The following is a 16,912-nucleotide window of genomic DNA, read 5'->3' on the forward strand; positions in this document are numbered from 1 at the left end:
ATAGTACGCATCAGCTATATAATGAATGCCTCACAGGAACGTCGGGCAAAGTGCCCGCCGAGGGCAATGGTTCTTGCCATTCCGTCCGGCCCCAGCCAGCTCGTTGTTTGTGTCGATGCGTGTCGGTCCGCGTCGCGCTTATTTGTTAACGCCACCGCGCCGTCGGCCGACGTGCTCCAGAGCGCTCGGCGGCATCGACCAGCCGGCCGAGGCGGCCGCGCGAGTGGGCGAGGGCCTGATAGCCTGCGAGCGCTATCGCAGCCCAGCGGATGTAAACCTGTGGCGCATGGATGCGGGCCGCAAATAGCGCAATCCGGTGGCTCCAGGCACTGATTGACGCACGCGCGCGATAAAGTAGCCGACGGCGCAATGTCAGCCCCTTGGCGCTCGGCGCAACCCTGGTCCTCGGTTCGACCCGTGTCCGCCGTTGCCGCCGACGCCAGGTCAGGCGGTAGGCAAGACCTTCCCTGCGATGACGGAAACCGGCCGCCTGTGTGGCGGCAACGAACTCCGCATCGACGCGCCGAAGAGCCAACCTGCCGTCCTCGTTGGCCGCCTCAACGATGGCCCGTATAGCGGGCATGCGGACGATGACGACGTTGGTCCCGCGCCCATCCTGCGAGTAGGGTTCGAGCCAGGCGTCGCCGAAGGCAATGTCCGCGGTCTCGGCCACAACATCGTCGCAGAAATTGCAGGCTGCGTTCTGAAAGAAGCCGGCGCCCCAGTCGCCGTCGGCAAAATCCCACCACGCGCCCGAAACATGGCGGCCTTCGTCAAGCGTCAAGCGGGCCGTATACCAGTTGGCTGGCTTTCGTGGGTCTTTGAGGCGGTAGTCGACATCTCGGACCGCCGCCGGATCGACATTCAGCTGCCACGCAAAACTGTCGACCAATCGCGTGCTTTTCATGTGGCCGCAGAAGAGGCCCAATGTGAAAGCGATACGCTCCGCCAGAATGGGATCCTGCAGTCTCAGGTTCTGGGCGGCTTTGATGAAACAAGGGATGCCAACGATGGCGTAGCGTCCGGGACGGAGGCGAATCTCGTGCAGGACCTCGCCGAGGTGCACCGGATAGTAGCGCGATTTCGCTCCGCGGCGGAGATCCTCGAGGCAACGCGAAATCCGATAGGAGAAGCGGGGATCGCCCGGTTGCTCGCTGCGGACCACATGCGCAATTCCGTCGACCAGGCCAAGTCGCAGGAGTTCTGCCGCGACCCAGGTCGCCATGCCGCCGGAACTGCCATTGGCGCGATAGTCCCCCTCCGTGACATGGCCCACGTAGGCGGCGTCGAAGCGGCCGAGGAGGGGGTGGTGCTCGGCCGCGGAGGGAAACCGGACGGCTGCGATGTGGTCCTCATTAGGGGCTGCAGGAGAAAACGGACACACGGCCGCAAAGTCGGCATGCCCGGCAGCATCGTGGACGTTCCGATCCGGCTTGAGCTGGCCATAACGGTCCCATCGCATGTGGCCATCGAACGGGCCCCGGGCCGTGCATACGCCGCACCCAATGCAGAGACCGGCAGAAACGATTGCCTCCGGAGTGATTCGAGGCGCGCCTGTGCGGGTCATGCGCAAAGGATCCGATCGAGGTAGGAATTGGAGGTCGTGCGGATGCTTTCGATCTTTGCCGAGATCGCGTCATCCGGCGCGTGGCTGAGCAGATGAGAGAAGGTTGCCGCCGAAGTTCGTTCATCCACGAGATGATGACTGGCGCCGAGAAGCACCGTGAGATCCCGGACCTTGTTCAAGCGATAGGGCGATCGTACGCACGCGAACGGCCTGGCGTTCAGCAGAGCAAAGATGCAGCCGTGAAAGAAGTTGGTGGCGACCGCCGCGGCATGGGACAGAAGCGACGCAAAATCCTCCGGAGAGGCTGCAATGCATTGCTCGTCTGCGCATGGGTTGCGATAGCCGATGCTCACGATGCGGTGATCCGTGCGAGAAGCCCAGGAGCAAAGCCTGTCGACGAACCAGGTTGGGAACGAATGTCCGTAAAGCGCGACATAAGGCTTTTGGGGGCGTGCGCCGTTCGTCGGTACTTGCAACGGAAACTGCAGGCACGGGTCGAGAACGAGGGCGGGATCGCGGGCCAGCGCATTGCGTATGAGAGAGCGACTGTTCTCGTCACGCACGGAGAGCGCAGTGAAGCGGCGCAACAGCGCGGACCAATAATCGTTCAGGCCGGCTGAGGAGCTGTAGCTGCCGAAACTTGCGCCGTAGGATGCGAGGCGCCGAGCCCTGAGGCCGTTTCCGAAGAATATCGGACGTCCGCCATACCATGGATGGTTGAAGTTCCACACCTCGTCGCTGCCGACGAGCACGAGATCATAGTCGGGCATGGATGCTGGATCGCCGAGTTCGAACGCTTGCTCGCGCGGGATCTCGTCGATGGCCGCCAGAAACTTGCGTGTCTTGTCGGCGTAAGATCTGGCGTCGCAGGGCGGAGAGCGTTCCGGCAACAATGGCTGCAAAGCGCATCGCCACTCCGCGCGGGTGGCTTCCCGGCATGTGTAATCGAGGAGCACTGCATCGTAGCCTCTTGCGCGGAGGCCCGTGACGAGGCAGCGGGCCTGCCAATAGGAGCCATAATTGATGCATCGGTGAAAAGTAAGAACACCGATTTTTTGTGCCTGCCCCATTGTTGCGCGATCCTCGAGGGTTCCTGCACTTTGGGCAATGCGCCGAGGTCGCGCTAGTTCCGCGGTGGTTGTGTTGCCGTTTGCCTCGCATTCGAAAGTGCGAAGCCGCTCGGTTGCGTCGCGGGCTTATGAGTGCTCGCCGCTGCAACGGCGGCTGCATCGCAGCCAGCCAGCGGCGCATAGCGACGGACCATCGCGGCGGCAAAGTCGGCGAACTCTTCGATGAATTGAGGGGGGCTTGCATGATGGGGTGCAAGGCCGCGGTGCTCGGGCGTGAAGCAGAAGGTGAGAGTGACGTCGAACTCGTCGAGGGCGGCCATCTGGCGGTCGAACCAATCCATCGCGCCGGGACGGAAGCTATCGGCCCATGATAGTCCGGTGCGCACGTGACGTACGCCGAGACGTCTCATCCAGTCGATCGCGGTTTCCAAGCGGTGATCTTCGAAATGAAACCACTGGCAGATCCCGAGCGCTGGCGTGAACGCCGGGAAGGATTTGAGCGCCTGCTTCGGGCGTCCGTGCTCGTCAAGAAGCCCCATGTGGAAGTGGCGATAGTAAGAGGAGCCTTCCGCCTCCTTGTGCCGTGTCGTCGCTTCCCAAGTCTTGGGAAGATCGAAGAGGCTGTACCAATGAATGCGCTCGGCACTGCCGATCAACAGCTCGGCCGTTCGCTTGAGGCCCCAGGCCTGGACCTCCTCGGCGCCGAAGGAAGAAACCCCGACTTCGGTGACCCAGACGGGAAGCCGCGTCACTGCCCTGATCTCAGCCAGCTTCTCCGGCCATTCGTCGATCATCCATAAGTTCCAGTCCAGGGGGAAGCCATGGACGGCTACGATGTCGACCTCATCGAGTGCGCCGAAGGCTTCCATCCTGCGCAGGAACTGCGGATCGATGGGAGAGATGCCGCCGAGCACCCGTTTGAGCCGGGGATTGGCTTGCCCGATGGCACGGCCGGTTAAGGCGGCCATAGCGGCAAAGCGTTCCCACGCGGGATCGAGCTCGAGATCCCAATGCGACTTGTTGTTGGGTTCGTTCCATATCATTGCGGCCTCGATCATGGCTGACCTCGGCGTGCAGCACATGTGAGATCCTTTCCGGCCGTGTGGCGGCGGCAGATGTAAACCTCGGCTTCCGGGCGCTCCAGAATCTCAAACCCGGCGCTCCGCAGCATGGCTTCGGAGCAGGCCGCATTGGGCACCCACCAGTTGGTTGGATCCCCTGCATACCTATGCTCGACGAAGTGAAGCTTGGGGTAGCCCGGCCGATCGAAATGCTCGTTCTGGGAGAACTCGTAGTCCGCTGCTACCGGCTCGCTCTCAACGGAGCCACGTTGGAGCGATTGGAAAATGAGGAGGTCGCCAGCCACGTGCTCGTGAATGAGATCGAGTGCAAGCAGAGGATGGCGCAGATGATAAAGAAGCCCCATGAAGAGGACGATATCGAACCGCTCGCGGAGCTGTTCAATATCGTACACAGACATTTTGCGAAATTCGATATCGATTCCGCTGACACGAGCGGCGAGACGAGCTTGGGCGAGATAGCGCTCATCGAAATCGATCGCGACTACGCGCTGGGCCCCTAGCCGCTTCATCTCAATCGCATAGAAGCCGCCGTTGCACCCGATATCCAGAACCGTACGGTTTCGTACTCTATCTGCGAGAGCATGCTTGAAGTGACGCCATTTGATCGCCGGGTAATCGCCGAGCGGATGGTCCGGTGCCGTCTGGATCTGCCCCAGACGAATGTTATGGAACCATTGTCCGAGTTCTGCAATCTCACGTTCGAGCGCGTCTGTTTCCGTCTCGCTGGCTCCATCCCTGCCTCCGTAAGGCGTCAGACAATGCTGGTTCATCGCAATCCTTCCTCTGAGACGGCGCGTCTTCCATCGCTTTCGATGCGGTCGTGCAGCAGCTCGCGGACAGGGCACCCTTGGCCTTGCAAAACTATTCCTCCGCCTCGTGTAATGACGAACGTCGTCACAGAGCAGAGCGGCACATCCACTGAGTTCCACGCGTCGAGCGGCAGCGATTGGCAGTGAAGGATGGCGGCGCGAATCAGCTCCGCATGGGTGACGGTGACGATTGTGCCTTCAATCGTGTGGCGAAGATCCGCGAGGTAGCGGAGGATCCGGCCTTGCGCGTCTGCCATCGTTTCCCCACCGGGCGGGCAGGTTGCACTGCGCTGCTCATTCCAGAGCCGCCAGGCAGGCTCTTCCGCGAGCTCGGAGAACCGCCGCCCGGCCCATCGGCCGAAATCGATCTCGTCGAGTGCTTCATCAACGATGATTGGCCGATCGACCGCGGAGGCATAGGGGGACGCGGTTTCGAGGCATCGTGGCCGGGGGCTGGAATGCACCGCATCGACGGCTCTCGGTATCCGCCGTGCCAGCATAACGGCGTGGTTGCGTCCCGCGTCGGAAAGGGAGGAGCTGGATCGGCCGGAGAGGCGCGCGGTGCCATCGTTCGTGGCCGCATGTCTGACAAGCAAGCAAGTGGGCATTTCGCATTCCCAGTCTGGCGCTCTAAAGCCTCGGTGCATGCAACCAGACCAGGGAGAAACGTGACGTTTACGGCCTTTGTTCCTCGTCGGAGACTGAGGGAACCGTTGCAAGCTGCATTGATTGGAATGTGAGAGCGTCAATGGAGTGTGGCCATGACCACGAGCCAAAAGACCACCGATCACGACGAAATCCGCAAATGGATCGAGAGCCGCAAGGGGCGTCCCGCCCTGGTGAAGGAGACCAAGCACGGTGGGAGCAGGGTGCTGCGGGTGGATTTTCGCGAGCCCGACAGCACGCTGCAGGAGATCTCATGGGATAAGTTTTTCGAGATCTTCGACGCCAGCAATCTGGCGTTCCTCTATCAGGACACCACAGCGGGCGGTGAACAAAGCCGCTTCAACAAGTTCGTCGAGCGGTAAACGCCCGCCTGCGAAGAGCGGGAGCACCTCTCCCATGCTTGTGTACGCCGATCGCAGGTCGGATCTCTCAGCAGGTGAGATGCTTCGCACGCTGAAGCGCCGCCTGAAGCGAAACTCCGCAATGACGCTCTCCGAACTGCGCGTCCTGCTCGTTTTGGTGGGGCAGATCGAGCAAGGAGCCCTCGACGCCGACGCGGAATGGACGGGTGATGCCCATCACCTCACGGCCCTTTGCGCCCGCTCGTTCGTCGATGTCTCCCTATCGACAAAAGGGAGTGCGACCGGTTTGTCCGAGATCCAGGCCGCGGTAGAGCAACTCGAGGTGGCCATCGACGCTGCGCCAACGCCGTGTTCCATACGAATCCCGGAGGGCTTCGCATGGTACGCGGTTTACCCGGATGCCTATATCGGCGCCGCGTTAGAATGGGCTTCGGCGCGCCCGCGTCGGCAGCGTGTTCTCGCCATTGGGTTGCGTAGCATTGGAACGACGCTTGCGGCTGTCGTCGCTGCTACGCTTAGGAGGCGCGGCTGTGAGGTGCGCGTTATGACGGTGCGGCCGCATGGCCATCCTTTCGCGCGTGTCGTCCAGATCCCGCCCATCGCGAGACAGCCGGACGCTGCCATCGTCATCGACGAGGGCCCGGGCCTATCAGGATCATCCATGGCCGCTGTGGCCGATGCCTTGGAACGGCGCGGTGTGCCGGCACGCGCGATTTCTTTCTTTGCCGCGCACAGGAACGGCCCAGGGCAACAAGCCTCCATGGACGTCCGGCGGCGCTGGCAAAGCACGGCGACCTACACCACCGAACTCTCAGCTCTCCGCATGGGCCGTGAAACGCTGGTTGATGCGATGGCCAGCTTTCACGGCGCGAGCGACGTTGTCGGCGTGGGTTTGGGTGGCTGGCTTTCCATGGCTGGCCTTGCCGGCACACTGCCGCCGGCTTTTGCCCCGCGCATCGAAATCCCGAAGCTGCTGGCGCGCGGCGCCTCAGGCTCCACGCTTTGGAAGTTCGCAGGGTTCACGTTGATCCCGTCGCCCGGCGAGGGGCCAATCATGACCTCTGCAGAAGCGGTGGAGACAAGGCTCTGCAGTCTCGGAGAACGCGGGCTGACGCCGAAACCCAACGGGAGCAAGGAGGGATGGATTGCCGTGCCCTGGATCGAGGGGAGAAGGCTTACTCCGCAGGACGGATCGCCACGCGTTCTTGGGCAGGTAGCCGCTTACATTGCCGAGAGCTGCAATCCTCCGCTCACCCGGGACGCCGATGCATCGGCGCGTCGGCGTCTTGCAGACATTCTCTGTCGAAATTCCGAATGCCTTCTCGGTCCGAGGGGTTGCGAGGCGGCGCGGCCGATCGGCCGCATGTTGGCGCGTGAACTCCACCAAACCAATATGCCAGCCTACGGTGATGGTCGCATGGCCCCTCACGAATGGATACAAACTGCGGACGGCCGGATCCTCAAGACCGATGCCGCGGGACACGACTTCGATCATACGGTGGTCGGGCCTCAAAGCATTCTCTGGGATGTGGCGGGCATGATGGTTGAATGGCGGCTGGATCATCATCAGGCCGCCGAGGTTCTTGCCTGCGTCAAGCTGTCGGGATGTTTTGAAACGGCTCTTGCCTGCTACCGGGCCGCCTATGCGGCATTTCGGGCCGGTGTCGCGTCGCTCTGCGGTGCGGAGAGCAATCGCGACCAGGCCGTCGCGTTCTATCGCGGCCGGCTGGAGCGCGAGTTGGCTGTCATCGGTGAGAACACGCGATGATGCCCGCCCGTCCCAAACTGTTCATTTTCGATGTCGATGGCACGCTTCGCTGGATGCACACGCCTGGCCGGCGTTATCCGCTTGCGGTCGGAGACTGGAGCTTGATGCCGAACGTCGCTCAAGTGCTTCGTGCAATTCCTTGGTCTGTCGAGTCCCCTTGGCTGGGGATAGCTTCCAACCAGCCCGGCGTGGGAGCTGGTATCGTTAGCGAGGCGCAGGCACGCGGCATGATCGTCGATACGATCGAGGAGGCTTTTGGTATCGCACCGCCCGCGCGCCTCGAGATTGAAATGTGCATTTGTCCCGACGGGGCCGAGTGTAGCCGGAAAAAGCCCAATCCCGGCATGCTTACCGAGCTTCTGAGAAAGTTCTCGGTGTCGTGCACGGAAGCCCTTTACGTGGGCGATCAGCGGATTGATGCTGAAGCCGCAAACCGGGCAGGAATTAAATTTTCCTGGGCGCAGGAGTTCTTTGGCTCCGATCCGCGGGGCGCGTAATGGTCTATATCACTCGCGCGACGTCTGTCGGCTTGTGAGACCGGGCTCGCCGGCTGGCTCGAACCGGCTCGGCTCTGCCCCACCTGTTCTGCGTTCTGGAAAACCATTCTATGGTCTTTGCGAGACCCTCGCGGAGCGGTGTCGTGGGCCTCCAGCCGAGCAGCCGGTTCGCGAGGCTGACATCGGGCTTGCGGCGGCGTGGATCGTCCACCGGTAGGGGAAGAGCCGCAAGCTGTGAGCGCGACCCTGTCATTTCAAGGACGAGCCTGGCCACCTCCGCCACCGTGATCTCGGCTGGATTGCCAAGATTGATCGGGCTGGCGGGCGGAGCGCCCGTCAGGGCCAGGGCCAACAGGCCTTCTACGAGATCGTCGACGTAGCAGAAGGACCGCGTTTGTGTTCCGTCGCCGAAGATGGAGATATCGTCGCCGCTCAGCGCTTGCGTGACGACATTGGAGATGAGGCGCCCGTCATCGGCGCGCATGCGCGGGCCGTAGGTATTGAAGATGCGCGCCACGCACGTCTCCACAAGGCCTGAGCGCAGATAATCGAACGAGAGAGCTTCGGCAGCTCGCTTGCCCTCGTCATAGCACGCGCGCGGGCCGATAGGGTTGACGTTGCCGCAATAATCCTCCCGCTGCGGGTGGCGCAGCGGATCGCCGTAGACCTCGCTCGTGGAGGCCAGGACGAATCTCGCGCCCGTATCCGCCGCAAGGGCCAGCAGGTTGCGCGTGCCGGCGACACTCGTCATCATCGTGTGGATCGGATCCGCCTGATAATGGGGAGGCGAGGCGGCACACGCCAGATTGAAGATAATGTCGGCTCTGAGGGATCGAGGCGGTGGATCGATGATGTCCGCGTTTACGAAGCGGAAGCCGGGACTGTTGAGAAGATGCGCAATATTCTCGGCCTGGCCGGTGCGAAAATTGTCTAGGCCGACGACGGAAAATCCGTGGTCGATCAAGGCATCACAAAGGTGCGAACCGATGAAGCCAGCCGCCCCGGCAACGATAACCCTCCGATCTGCAGCCCTTCCTTGCATTTCTTCGTCTCCATCAGTTCCTACGAGTTCGGTCAAAATCGCGATCGCTCCTCCCGGCCAAGCGCGTTCGGGCGAGCCTGCATCGTGTCTCCGAGGAGAAGAGCCTCGAGCTGCGCGGCGCGATGTGCGGAGGTATGCGCCGCCGTAACCTCACTCCAGGCTCTTTCGCCTACGTTTAGGCGAAAGCTTTCAGAGCTGCACAGTGCCGCTAGCACGTCGTCGCCATCGTCGGCGACGATGATGTCGACGCCCGGCTCGAAGAAGCTCTCGAGGCCCGGCCATGGATCGGAGATGACCGGCGTTCCGCATGCTGCCGCCTCGAAAAGGCGGACGCTCGGACTATATCCGGCGGCTCGCATGTCACTGCGCGTGATATTGAGCGTCCAATCCACGCTTGCGTAGAAGTGCGCGTGCTCCGATGGGGGCACGTGGGGGACGTGCATGACGTTATCGGGCCAGGAGATGGTGTTTGGATACTGTGCGCCGGCAACGACGAATTGGAGATGCGGGGCGTTTCGGGCTGGCTCGAACAGCAGGCGCTCGAGAGCCGGCTGGCGGTCGGCGCTGTAGGTTCCGAGATAGCCCAACGCCCAGCGGCGCGCGGGCCGCTGGCGTACGTGGAGTTCGGGATCGGCGGAGCAGTAGAATGCCACGGGCGTGCGCGCGCGCCATCGCTGCTTCAACGTCTTGAGGAGCGGCCCGCCCGTGAAGGAGAGATAGAGATCATAGCGCGAGATCTGTGGGGGAGAGAGGTAGGCACACGCCCCGCGCTCGAGATCGGCCAGAGTCACGGGCGTATCGATATCGTAAAAAGCGACCGTTCCTGTCGCCGTCTTGAGCACCCAATCTGCGACCGCGATGCCGTCCGGAACATAGGAGCCAACGATGACCAGGTCGGCGCAATCGATACGGCTGCGGTGATGCTCGAGTTCGCCAACGTCGCTGTAATACAGCAGAGTCGCGTAGTCCGGATCTGGGAGATCGCGCGTGTCGGCATACCAGGGAACGTCGCGCTCGAGAAACACGATGTTGTGGCCGCGCTGGGCCAGCGCCCGCAGCAGGGATCGGTACGTGGTCGCATGCCCGTTGCCCCAGGACGACGACAGGCTAAGGCCGAAAACCACGATATTGAGATGCATCCTCATGCGATCGCGCTCACTCTGTTGTGTGAGAGGAGGGTGCCGAGAAACATGTCGAGAGTCTTGGCTCTCTGGTCGTAGGTGTGATCACTGAGAACCCGCTGGCGTGCATTCCCGCCTATCTCTCCGGCGCGCTCGGCGCTCAGCGTCTCGAGGAGGAAAGCGATCTCGCGGGCGTCGTCAGCCACCAAAATCTCTTCTCCGGGAGCTAGGAACTGCTCGATGCCGGCCCAGCGATCGCTGATCAGGCAGGCTCCCGCGCCGGCCGCCTCGAAGACACGGGTGGCAGGAGAATGGCCCGTGGCGGCCATGGAACTGCGCGAAATGTTGATAACGGCGCGTGCGGAGCAGTTGAATGCGTTGTGATCTGCGGTCGGCAGGTGGCCAATGAGACGAACATTTGCCGGCAGGGCGTCCGGCTCCCATCCCGATCCCGCGAGAAGAAATGTGCGCTCCGGGAGGAGGCGGGCGGCCTCGAAGAAGAAGGTCTCGACGCGCGCTTCCCTATCCGGAAGCCGGTTTCCGAGGAAGGCGATGTCGGCGCGGAAGCGTTCTTGCGGCGCGACCGGATGATGCGTGGTAGGATCGAGCGCATTATAAATCGGCACACAGATTTTTGCGCCCACCTGCATGTAGGCTCTGACGACCGGCTCTCCGCCGCCATACGTCAACACCCCGGCCAATCGAGGTACGCTCTTTCGTAAGATGTGCTGTGGATCCTGGGAGATCTCAGCGAGGGTCGCAGGGGCATCGACGTCCCAAAAGAGCGCAACCCTGCCGAGACCGCCGAGCGCTACGGTTCCGGTAAGGATCTCGTCGTCGAGAACACCGACCCCGCTGGCCTTAATGACGACGTCAGCCTCGGCCGCGCGTGCCAGCATTTTGCGTGCTGCTTCGGCCGTGGCCTCGAACACGATCACCTCGCACCAGTCGGGAGGATCGATGTCACGGTGCTGCTGGCGGCCGAAGGCGTCGGGCTCGTAGAAGGTGATTCTCCAACCGCGGTCTGCCATCGCTTTCAAAATGCCGCGATAATAGGTTGCGGCGCCGTTCCAGTAGCTGGACAAGAGGCTCGAGCCGAAGAATGCCATATGCATCATGCCACTCCCTCGAGGCTGCGACTGACTTGTGTGACGATCGCGAGGAGTTCATCGGCGCGGTGCTGGCATGTATGGTGCTGCGAAATCGTCGCCAACCCCTGCTCGGCCAGGGTCTGTCGAAGGCCGGCATCGGCGGCAAGCGCGCGCATGCACCGCGATGTTTCTTCCTCCGAGAAAGCCATGAGGAAGTCCGTTCCGATATCGAAGAGACTTTCGCTGTCGTCCCACGGTGCCGAGAGCAGCGGCAGACCGCAGGCAAGCGCCTCGAACACGCGAATGGTCGGTATGCCCGGCAGGCGGTCCGCGTAGTGGCGCCGCGGAACATGGACTGTAAATAGATGGCGCGCGAAGGCGGCGGGAACCTCGTCGTTGGCGATCCAGCCGCGGTAGCATGCCCCGTGATGCAGCAAGGCAGGGATGATGCTTTCCGGGTATCGCACGCCATAGATGTCGATTGGGATGCCGGCCGTGCGGGCCGGTCTCAACAGGTAGCTGGCGATCTCTTCACTGCGCTCGCCGTCGCCCCAGTTGCCGATCCACACGACACCGTGGCGATCGGTTGGTTCGGGCCGCGCAGGTCGATGGAACAGCGCCGTGTCCGCCGCCTCGTGCAGCACGAATGCACGGGAGCCCCAGCCGGCGCGCCGATAGACATCGGCGAGCGACCGGCCGAACGCCAGTACGCCGTCATAGCCTGAGAGGTCCAGCGCTGCGATCTCGTCCGGGCTGCTGATGGCACGATGGTGCGTATCGTGGAAGAGAAGGACAAAGCGTGCGGAGCCGCGCGCTTTCATTCGACCAAGTGCGGCAACGAGAGCGGGATCGTTCCATTCGTGCACGATGACGAGATCAGCGCCGTCTACGAGCGCTTGAGCATCGTGCAGCGCGGTGTAGGACGAGACGATATCGAGATCCGGGAAGCGCGCGAGAAAGCGCTCGGCGGGATCGGCGCCGAGTTCGGCGGCGAGATGGCGCCGGCTCCAGCCGTCCTGAGGCTCGCATGCGTGAACGGTATGCCCGCGGTCTTTCAAGGCTCGCAGAAGTCCGCGCAGGAAATGCGCGTTGCCGTGGTTCCAGCACGAGACGAGGGAGTGAGTGAAATAGACGATTTTCACGCGCTCAGCCCTCCTGCAAGCTGAAGCCCGTGCCGTGAGGCCAGAACGCGTTGATAGACTGCGAGTGTCCGGCGCCCCATCTCGGATGGCGTATACTCGGCCGCACGGTGGGCTGCTGCGGTCGCAAGGCGAAGCCGCTCGGAACGGGTTTCCTGCAGGCGGCGGATTGCATCGGCAAAGCCTTGTGCATCGGCCCCATCGATAAACATCGCTGCGCCATCCCACAGCTCGCGAAACGTTGGAATGTCGGAGAGGATAAGGGCGGTGTGCGCGCGTGCGGCCTCGAGCACGGCCAGCCCGAACGGCTCATAAAGAGACGGGCTGACAAAAATGCCGGCACGCGCATGCCAGGCCGCCATGTGAGTCTCGTCGAGAGAGCCGAGAATCTTGAGATGGGGCAGGGTGACGTGCTCGCCGTTGGGCCCAGTATCTGCACCGGCTGCGAAGATCGTTAGGCCTGCGATCTCCGCCGCCGCATCGAGAAGCACGATGTTCTTGCCCCGATCCCAGAGGCGCCCCGCCGTCAGCACGGTCTCGCCCGGTATTGCAGGAGCGAGGCTCGAACTGCCGCGCCCATTGTGGATCACGGTCGCGGCGACCGCAGGTCCATACAAAGCTGTGAGTGCGGAGACGAACGACCTGCTCGGTGCGATCACCGCATCGGCGGCCTTCATGCCAAGGGCAGTCCGCGCGGCGCGCCAGGCCAGAGTGTGCGGCATTTCTCCTTGCTCCACGGCGGTCCACCACGTTCCGACACAGGAGTGGATCGTGGCGACGACCGCGCAGGGCCATGGCTCGAGGCCGACGTAGGCTGGCGCATTGAGATGCACGAGATCCGCATGCCATAACTGGGCTTGCTGCCTCAGCGCGCGGGACGTTTCGTCGAGGTCGCGTTCCGCGCCGGCCGTCCAATCGAGCGGCATGTCGGTGATATCCACGATGCGCGCGCCTGAGCGATAAGCCTCATCGAGCTGTGCGGTGCGTGGTGTGGGTCCCAAGGTGAGCAGGGCGACGTCCAGTCCTGCGGCACTCATCGCCCGCGTGAGCTCGAGCGTGTAGTGCCAGACGCCGCCCACCGTGTCTGTGGTCAGCATGATGCGCTTCGGTCGCCTTAAGGAGGTTGCTAGCGACATTGTGCCTCCAATTCATCGAGCGGAAGCGGATGCTCGTCCTGCACATCGCTGAAGCGAGAAAACTGATTGAGGTAATAGGCATGCGCCCGTTCCCACGCGTGATCGTCCGGTTCGCCGAACAAGCGGCGATAGTCGGGGGAGCTCGGGTAGGGATAAAGTGGCACCGGGTCATTGGCCCAGACGCCGCGCCGCTCAAGCTCTTGCCGCCAGCGGGCGACGGCTCCAGCATCGTCCCCGGCTATGCTGAGAAGATTTGCCTGTACGAACGGCACGTGTTGGCGCGCTATGATTAGCAGCTCGGTCAGTTGCTCCGTGGTTAGCCGGCATTTCTTGGCCAGACTCTCACGCCCGCTCTCGGTCAGACTTTCCACGCCGGCCTCGATCGAGACGCAGCCGGCCAAGCCGAGCAAAGCCAGCATGTCGGATTTCCAGAGATCGATGCGGGTCTGGATTCCGAAGGCGATGGATCTAGTGGCCAGTGCTTCGAGCAATGCTCGGTCGGGAAGAAAGATCTCGTCGATAAAATAGAGGTAGGTCACGCCGTGTTCGATGAGCGCGTCGATCTCTTCGAGCAGAAGGTGGAGGTCCCGTTTCCGATAGCGATCACGAAAATCGAGCTTGGCGCAGAACGTGCACGCATACGGGCATCCGCGCGATGCCTCGACTTCGGCACCAGGCCCTTCGGCAGGCGCTTCGAAGCGGTGGTGGTGATGGCGATGGCGGTCAATGAGCGCGCGCTCCCACCGCAATGCCGGCGTATCGGTGAAGCGTGCCGACTGGGGCGGGCCCGTCACAACGATATCATCCCCGCTTGCGATCGCGACGCCAATGACCTCGGTCGGAGCCCGCTCCGCGAGTGCAGCCACCGTTTCTTCGCATTCGCCACGCACCGCGATGTGGGCGTTGAGCTTACGCAGGGTTGTCTGCGGTGTTACGGACGCATGCGGCCCCACCACCACGCGCCTGCCGCCGCGTGCGCCCAGCCGATCGAGGAAGGCCCGCGGCACGGTGAGCTCTGGGGGTGCGCAGCGCCAGAAAAGATAGGACGGCGCTGTGGTGGTGACGGTCATATCGGGAGCGAACTGCGCGACGATCTCGGCTGCGTCATCGTTCCGCAAACCGAGGAGGTGCGCATCGACCAGGAGGCACTCATGGCCCGCTCGCGTGAGCCGATCGCGGCAGTATCCGAGCTCGAGCGGCAAGTGAGGCGAGGTGCACCCGAAGTAAGTGCTGCCCTTGAAGCGCCACGACGGGTTGACCACGGCCACTTTCACGCTGCACCTCCGACGGCGACCGGCTCATGGCGCGAGGCTGGCCCTTGCTCCACGAGCCAGCGCGCGAGTTTGGCGACGCCGCTTTTCCAGGGCGTCGGTGCGGGAAGCTTGAGAGCGTTGCGAATGCTGCGCGTATCCGAGACGTAGTAGAGCTGGTCTCCTGGGCGCCAGTCAGCGTGCATAATCGTAAGAGGCCGGCCGATAACGCCTTCGATGAAGGACAAAACCTCATTGAGGCTGACGGCATTGGCCGGTCCGCCACCGAGATTGAAGGCGCGTCCCGTCACGGCTTGAGGCGCCGCGAGCGCGCGCGCATACGTCTCGACCGCGTCGTCGACGAAAAGGATGTCCCGAACCTGCTTACCGTCTCCGAAGAGCGTGATCGGCTGCTCCTCCAGCCCTCGGTTCAGGAAATGGGCGACCCATCCTTGGTCTTCGGTGCCCAGCTGGCGGGGCCCATAAATGCAGCTCATGCGGAAGACGGCAGCCGGAAGGCCGAGCGTTCGCGCATAATCCAGGACGTACTGGTCGGCGGCGCCCTTCGAGCAGCCGTAGGGCGTGCGGAAGGAGAGGGGCCAGGTTTCGCCGATGCCAAACGTTCGGATCGCCGCGTCGAAAGGCAGATAAGCGGTGCGGGCTCGCACAAGAGAAAGATTGCTCAGGTCTCCATAGACCTTGTTGGTGCTGGCAAGTAGCAATGTGGGCGGATCGCTGCAGCGCCGTGCAGCCTCGAGCATACGCAGCGTGCCGACCGTGTTGACCTCGAAATCCGTGATCGGATCCGAGATGCTGGCGGTCACCGCGACTTGCGCCGCCAGATGGACGACCGCGGATGCCTCCCCTACTGCTTGCGCTGCGCTCTCGTCCCGTATGTCGGCAATATGGATCGAGAGGTGTCGCGACTTGAGCCGTTTGAGCTCGTCGAGATTTCGCTCCACGCCGGGACGTGCGAGGGAGTCGATGATCAGGACCGGCGTTTCCATACGCAAAAGGCGGTGGGCGAGGTTCGATCCCAGGAAGCCGGCACCGCCCGTGATAATGACGGGCTTGCATCTCGTTCGGCCAGCACGTCGGGTCTGCGTCATGCCACGAGCCCTCGCGCCTCAAGTTCGCTTCTTGCCTCGTTGACGCGGTCCCGCGCCCGTTGTGACCGGACCCAGGCTGCCAGCTCCGCGAGCGCGTCCTCGAGAAATCGTTTGGGCTGGTAATCGATCACCCGCCGTGCCCTGCTGATATCTGCGAAGCAGTGGCGGATGTCGCCGAAACGCCCCTTGTTCAAAATTTCCGGTGCGAGATCCGTCCGGCGCATCGACACGGCAAGCTGTCTCGCAACGTCACCGATCGCGTAGTTTCGCCCGCTTCCGATATTGAGGATGCTGCCGTTGGCCTCCGGTCTCTCGAGGGATGCGGCGAAGGCGTCGGCGACATCCTCGACGTGAACGAAGTCACGTCGTTGTCGGCCATCCTCGAACACGATCGGACGCTCGCCGTTTAAAAGACGAGAAGCGAAAATCGCGAGCACGCCCGTATATGGATTGGAGAGGGCCTGGCCGGGTCCGAACACGTTGAACAGCCGGAGCGCGCACGCTTCCATGCCGTAAGCGCGGGCGAGCAACAGCGTGAGCCGCTCCTGCGTGAACTTCGTCAATGCATAGACCGATGCCAAGGTGGGTGGTTTGGTTTCGGGTGTTGGCAGCGGCTCCAGCGGACTTCCGTCGAGATCGACGGGATCCCACGATTGGCCGTTGACATGCTGCGCCTCGGCTTGGCGATCGACGCGTTCGCAGATCTGACCATCGGTGCGTCGGTAGAGGCCCTCTCCGTAGATGCTCATCGATGACGCGACCACGATGCGGCGCACGGGTGACCGGGCCAGCTCCTCGAGCAGAACAGCGGTGCCGCAGTCGTTTACGCTCACGTAGCGCTCGACGGCATACATGCTTTGCCCAACGCCAACCTCGGCTGCCAGATGGATGACGGCATCGACGCCGCGAAGCGCGCGCCTCACCAATTCGCAATGACGAATGTCGCCTCGAATGAGTTCGATGTCGCGCGAAAGTCCCGTCCCGTCACTTTCGCCATGCACCTGCTCAATGAAATCGTCGAGAACGATGACGCTATGGCCGCGCTCGAGCAGTGCGCGGCAGACATGCCGTCCTATAAACCCAGCTCCACCAGTCACCAAAACTCTCTCTTTAGCCACGGGTGATGCTCCAGAATGCGCGTGGGGTTGGAGTCGTAATCCGTAATGGCAAGGTAAGTTCCTGCCGGCTTGAAGGCGCGGAACG

Annotated in this window: 16 protein-coding genes; 3 read left to right on the forward strand and 13 right to left on the reverse strand. The window is 62.7% G+C overall.

From position 1 onward, the window contains the following. Positions 1-145 precede the first annotated feature (145 nt). Genes V7P99_RS08000 through V7P99_RS08020 form a run of 5 tightly spaced genes read right to left on the reverse strand, consistent with a single transcriptional unit; the run spans position 146 to position 5,175 of the window. The gene (locus tag V7P99_RS08000) at positions 146-1,567 is read right to left on the reverse strand and encodes a Coenzyme F420 hydrogenase/dehydrogenase, beta subunit C-terminal domain (protein WP_333794276.1); all 1,422 of its coding nucleotides are present in this window, start codon (positions 1,565-1,567) and stop codon (positions 146-148) included. Beyond that, positions 1,564-2,637 carry a polysaccharide pyruvyl transferase family protein gene (locus tag V7P99_RS08005; RefSeq protein ID WP_333794277.1) on the reverse strand — a complete coding sequence of 358 codons (1,074 nt, stop codon included), beginning with the start codon at positions 2,635-2,637 and terminating at the stop codon, positions 1,564-1,566. Before V7P99_RS08005 ends, V7P99_RS08000 begins: the two co-directional genes overlap by 4 nt. A gap of 53 nt (positions 2,638-2,690) precedes the next feature. Then, the gene (locus tag V7P99_RS08010; protein ID WP_333794278.1) at positions 2,691-3,695 is read right to left on the reverse strand and encodes a glycosyl hydrolase; all 1,005 of its coding nucleotides are present in this window, start codon (positions 3,693-3,695) and stop codon (positions 2,691-2,693) included. After that, a complete protein-coding gene (locus V7P99_RS08015; protein WP_333794279.1) occupies positions 3,692-4,489 on the reverse strand; it encodes a TIGR04290 family methyltransferase in 798 nt (265 codons plus the stop codon). Before V7P99_RS08015 ends, V7P99_RS08010 begins: the two co-directional genes overlap by 4 nt. Beyond that, positions 4,486-5,175, reverse strand: a complete 690-nt coding sequence (locus V7P99_RS08020; protein WP_333794319.1) for a histidine phosphatase family protein — start codon at positions 5,173-5,175, stop codon at positions 4,486-4,488. Before V7P99_RS08020 ends, V7P99_RS08015 begins: the two co-directional genes overlap by 4 nt. 114 nt (positions 5,176-5,289) lie before the next feature. Between V7P99_RS08020 and V7P99_RS08025 the strand changes: the two genes are divergently transcribed. The 3 genes from V7P99_RS08025 to V7P99_RS08035 are packed head-to-tail and all read left to right on the forward strand — an operon-like array spanning position 5,290 to position 7,821. After that, the gene (locus V7P99_RS08025; RefSeq protein ID WP_333794280.1) at positions 5,290-5,556 is read left to right on the forward strand and encodes a hypothetical protein; all 267 of its coding nucleotides are present in this window, start codon (positions 5,290-5,292) and stop codon (positions 5,554-5,556) included. Between the two features lie 34 nt (positions 5,557-5,590). Then, positions 5,591-7,324: a hypothetical protein gene (locus V7P99_RS08030; protein WP_333794281.1), complete on the forward strand. Its 1,734-nt coding sequence runs from the start codon at positions 5,591-5,593 to the stop codon at positions 7,322-7,324. Continuing rightward, entirely contained in the window at positions 7,321-7,821 is a 501-nt protein-coding gene (locus V7P99_RS08035) for an HAD-IIIA family hydrolase (protein WP_333794282.1), read from the forward strand. Before V7P99_RS08030 ends, V7P99_RS08035 begins: the two co-directional genes overlap by 4 nt. A gap of 4 nt (positions 7,822-7,825) precedes the next feature. On the opposite strand, the gene V7P99_RS08040 is transcribed toward V7P99_RS08035, so the two are convergent. The 8 genes from V7P99_RS08040 to V7P99_RS08075 are packed head-to-tail and all read right to left on the reverse strand — an operon-like array spanning position 7,826 to position 16,827. After that, positions 7,826-8,863 (reverse strand): UDP-glucuronic acid decarboxylase family protein, encoded by a 1,038-nt coding sequence (locus V7P99_RS08040; protein ID WP_333794283.1) that lies wholly within the window; start codon positions 8,861-8,863, stop codon positions 7,826-7,828. 32 nt (positions 8,864-8,895) lie between these two features. After that, complete coding sequence (locus V7P99_RS08045; protein WP_333794284.1) at positions 8,896-10,008, reverse strand: CgeB family protein; 1,113 nt, start codon at positions 10,006-10,008, stop codon at positions 8,896-8,898. Then, entirely contained in the window at positions 10,005-11,099 is a 1,095-nt protein-coding gene (locus tag V7P99_RS08050; protein WP_333794320.1) for a CgeB family protein, read from the reverse strand. The genes V7P99_RS08045 and V7P99_RS08050 overlap by 4 nt, the downstream gene beginning before the upstream one ends. Beyond that, the gene (locus tag V7P99_RS08055) at positions 11,099-12,217 is read right to left on the reverse strand and encodes a CgeB family protein (protein WP_333794285.1); all 1,119 of its coding nucleotides are present in this window, start codon (positions 12,215-12,217) and stop codon (positions 11,099-11,101) included. Before V7P99_RS08055 ends, V7P99_RS08050 begins: the two co-directional genes overlap by 1 nt. Continuing rightward, a complete protein-coding gene (locus V7P99_RS08060) occupies positions 12,214-13,311 on the reverse strand; it encodes a glycosyltransferase family 4 protein (RefSeq protein ID WP_333794286.1) in 1,098 nt (365 codons plus the stop codon). Before V7P99_RS08060 ends, V7P99_RS08055 begins: the two co-directional genes overlap by 4 nt. Before the next feature lie 29 nt (positions 13,312-13,340). Beyond that, the gene (locus tag V7P99_RS08065) at positions 13,341-14,624 is read right to left on the reverse strand and encodes a TIGR04295 family B12-binding domain-containing radical SAM protein (protein ID WP_333794287.1); all 1,284 of its coding nucleotides are present in this window, start codon (positions 14,622-14,624) and stop codon (positions 13,341-13,343) included. Then, entirely contained in the window at positions 14,621-15,709 is a 1,089-nt protein-coding gene (locus tag V7P99_RS08070; RefSeq protein WP_333794288.1) for an NAD-dependent epimerase/dehydratase family protein, read from the reverse strand. The genes V7P99_RS08065 and V7P99_RS08070 overlap by 4 nt, the downstream gene beginning before the upstream one ends. Further along, positions 15,706-16,827: an NAD-dependent epimerase/dehydratase family protein gene (locus V7P99_RS08075; RefSeq protein ID WP_442909888.1), complete on the reverse strand. Its 1,122-nt coding sequence runs from the start codon at positions 16,825-16,827 to the stop codon at positions 15,706-15,708. The genes V7P99_RS08070 and V7P99_RS08075 overlap by 4 nt, the downstream gene beginning before the upstream one ends. Between the last annotated feature and the right edge of the window lie 85 nt (positions 16,828-16,912).

This window comes from Hyphomicrobium sp. (assembly GCF_036780825.1).
Classification (GTDB): domain Bacteria; phylum Pseudomonadota; class Alphaproteobacteria; order Rhizobiales; family Hyphomicrobiaceae; genus Hyphomicrobium_C.

Coding starts and splice junctions, on each gene's coding strand:
- V7P99_RS08000 (WP_333794276.1), bottom strand. CDS start 1,567: ATGACCCGCACAGGCGCGCCTCGAATCACTCCGGAGGCAATCGTTTCT.
- V7P99_RS08005 (WP_333794277.1), bottom strand. CDS start 2,637: ATGGGGCAGGCACAAAAAATCGGTGTTCTTACTTTTCACCGATGCATC.
- V7P99_RS08010 (WP_333794278.1), bottom strand. CDS start 3,695: ATGATCGAGGCCGCAATGATATGGAACGAACCCAACAACAAGTCGCAT.
- V7P99_RS08015 (WP_333794279.1), bottom strand. CDS start 4,489: ATGAACCAGCATTGTCTGACGCCTTACGGAGGCAGGGATGGAGCCAGC.
- V7P99_RS08020 (WP_333794319.1), bottom strand. CDS start 5,175: ATGCACCGAGGCTTTAGAGCGCCAGACTGGGAATGCGAAATGCCCACT.
- V7P99_RS08025 (WP_333794280.1), top strand. CDS start 5,290: ATGACCACGAGCCAAAAGACCACCGATCACGACGAAATCCGCAAATGG.
- V7P99_RS08030 (WP_333794281.1), top strand. CDS start 5,591: ATGCTTGTGTACGCCGATCGCAGGTCGGATCTCTCAGCAGGTGAGATG.
- V7P99_RS08035 (WP_333794282.1), top strand. CDS start 7,321: ATGATGCCCGCCCGTCCCAAACTGTTCATTTTCGATGTCGATGGCACG.
- V7P99_RS08040 (WP_333794283.1), bottom strand. CDS start 8,863: ATGCAAGGAAGGGCTGCAGATCGGAGGGTTATCGTTGCCGGGGCGGCT.
- V7P99_RS08045 (WP_333794284.1), bottom strand. CDS start 10,008: ATGAGGATGCATCTCAATATCGTGGTTTTCGGCCTTAGCCTGTCGTCG.
- V7P99_RS08050 (WP_333794320.1), bottom strand. CDS start 11,099: ATGCATATGGCATTCTTCGGCTCGAGCCTCTTGTCCAGCTACTGGAAC.
- V7P99_RS08060 (WP_333794286.1), bottom strand. CDS start 13,311: ATGCTGACCACAGACACGGTGGGCGGCGTCTGGCACTACACGCTCGAG.
- V7P99_RS08070 (WP_333794288.1), bottom strand. CDS start 15,709: ATGACGCAGACCCGACGTGCTGGCCGAACGAGATGCAAGCCCGTCATT.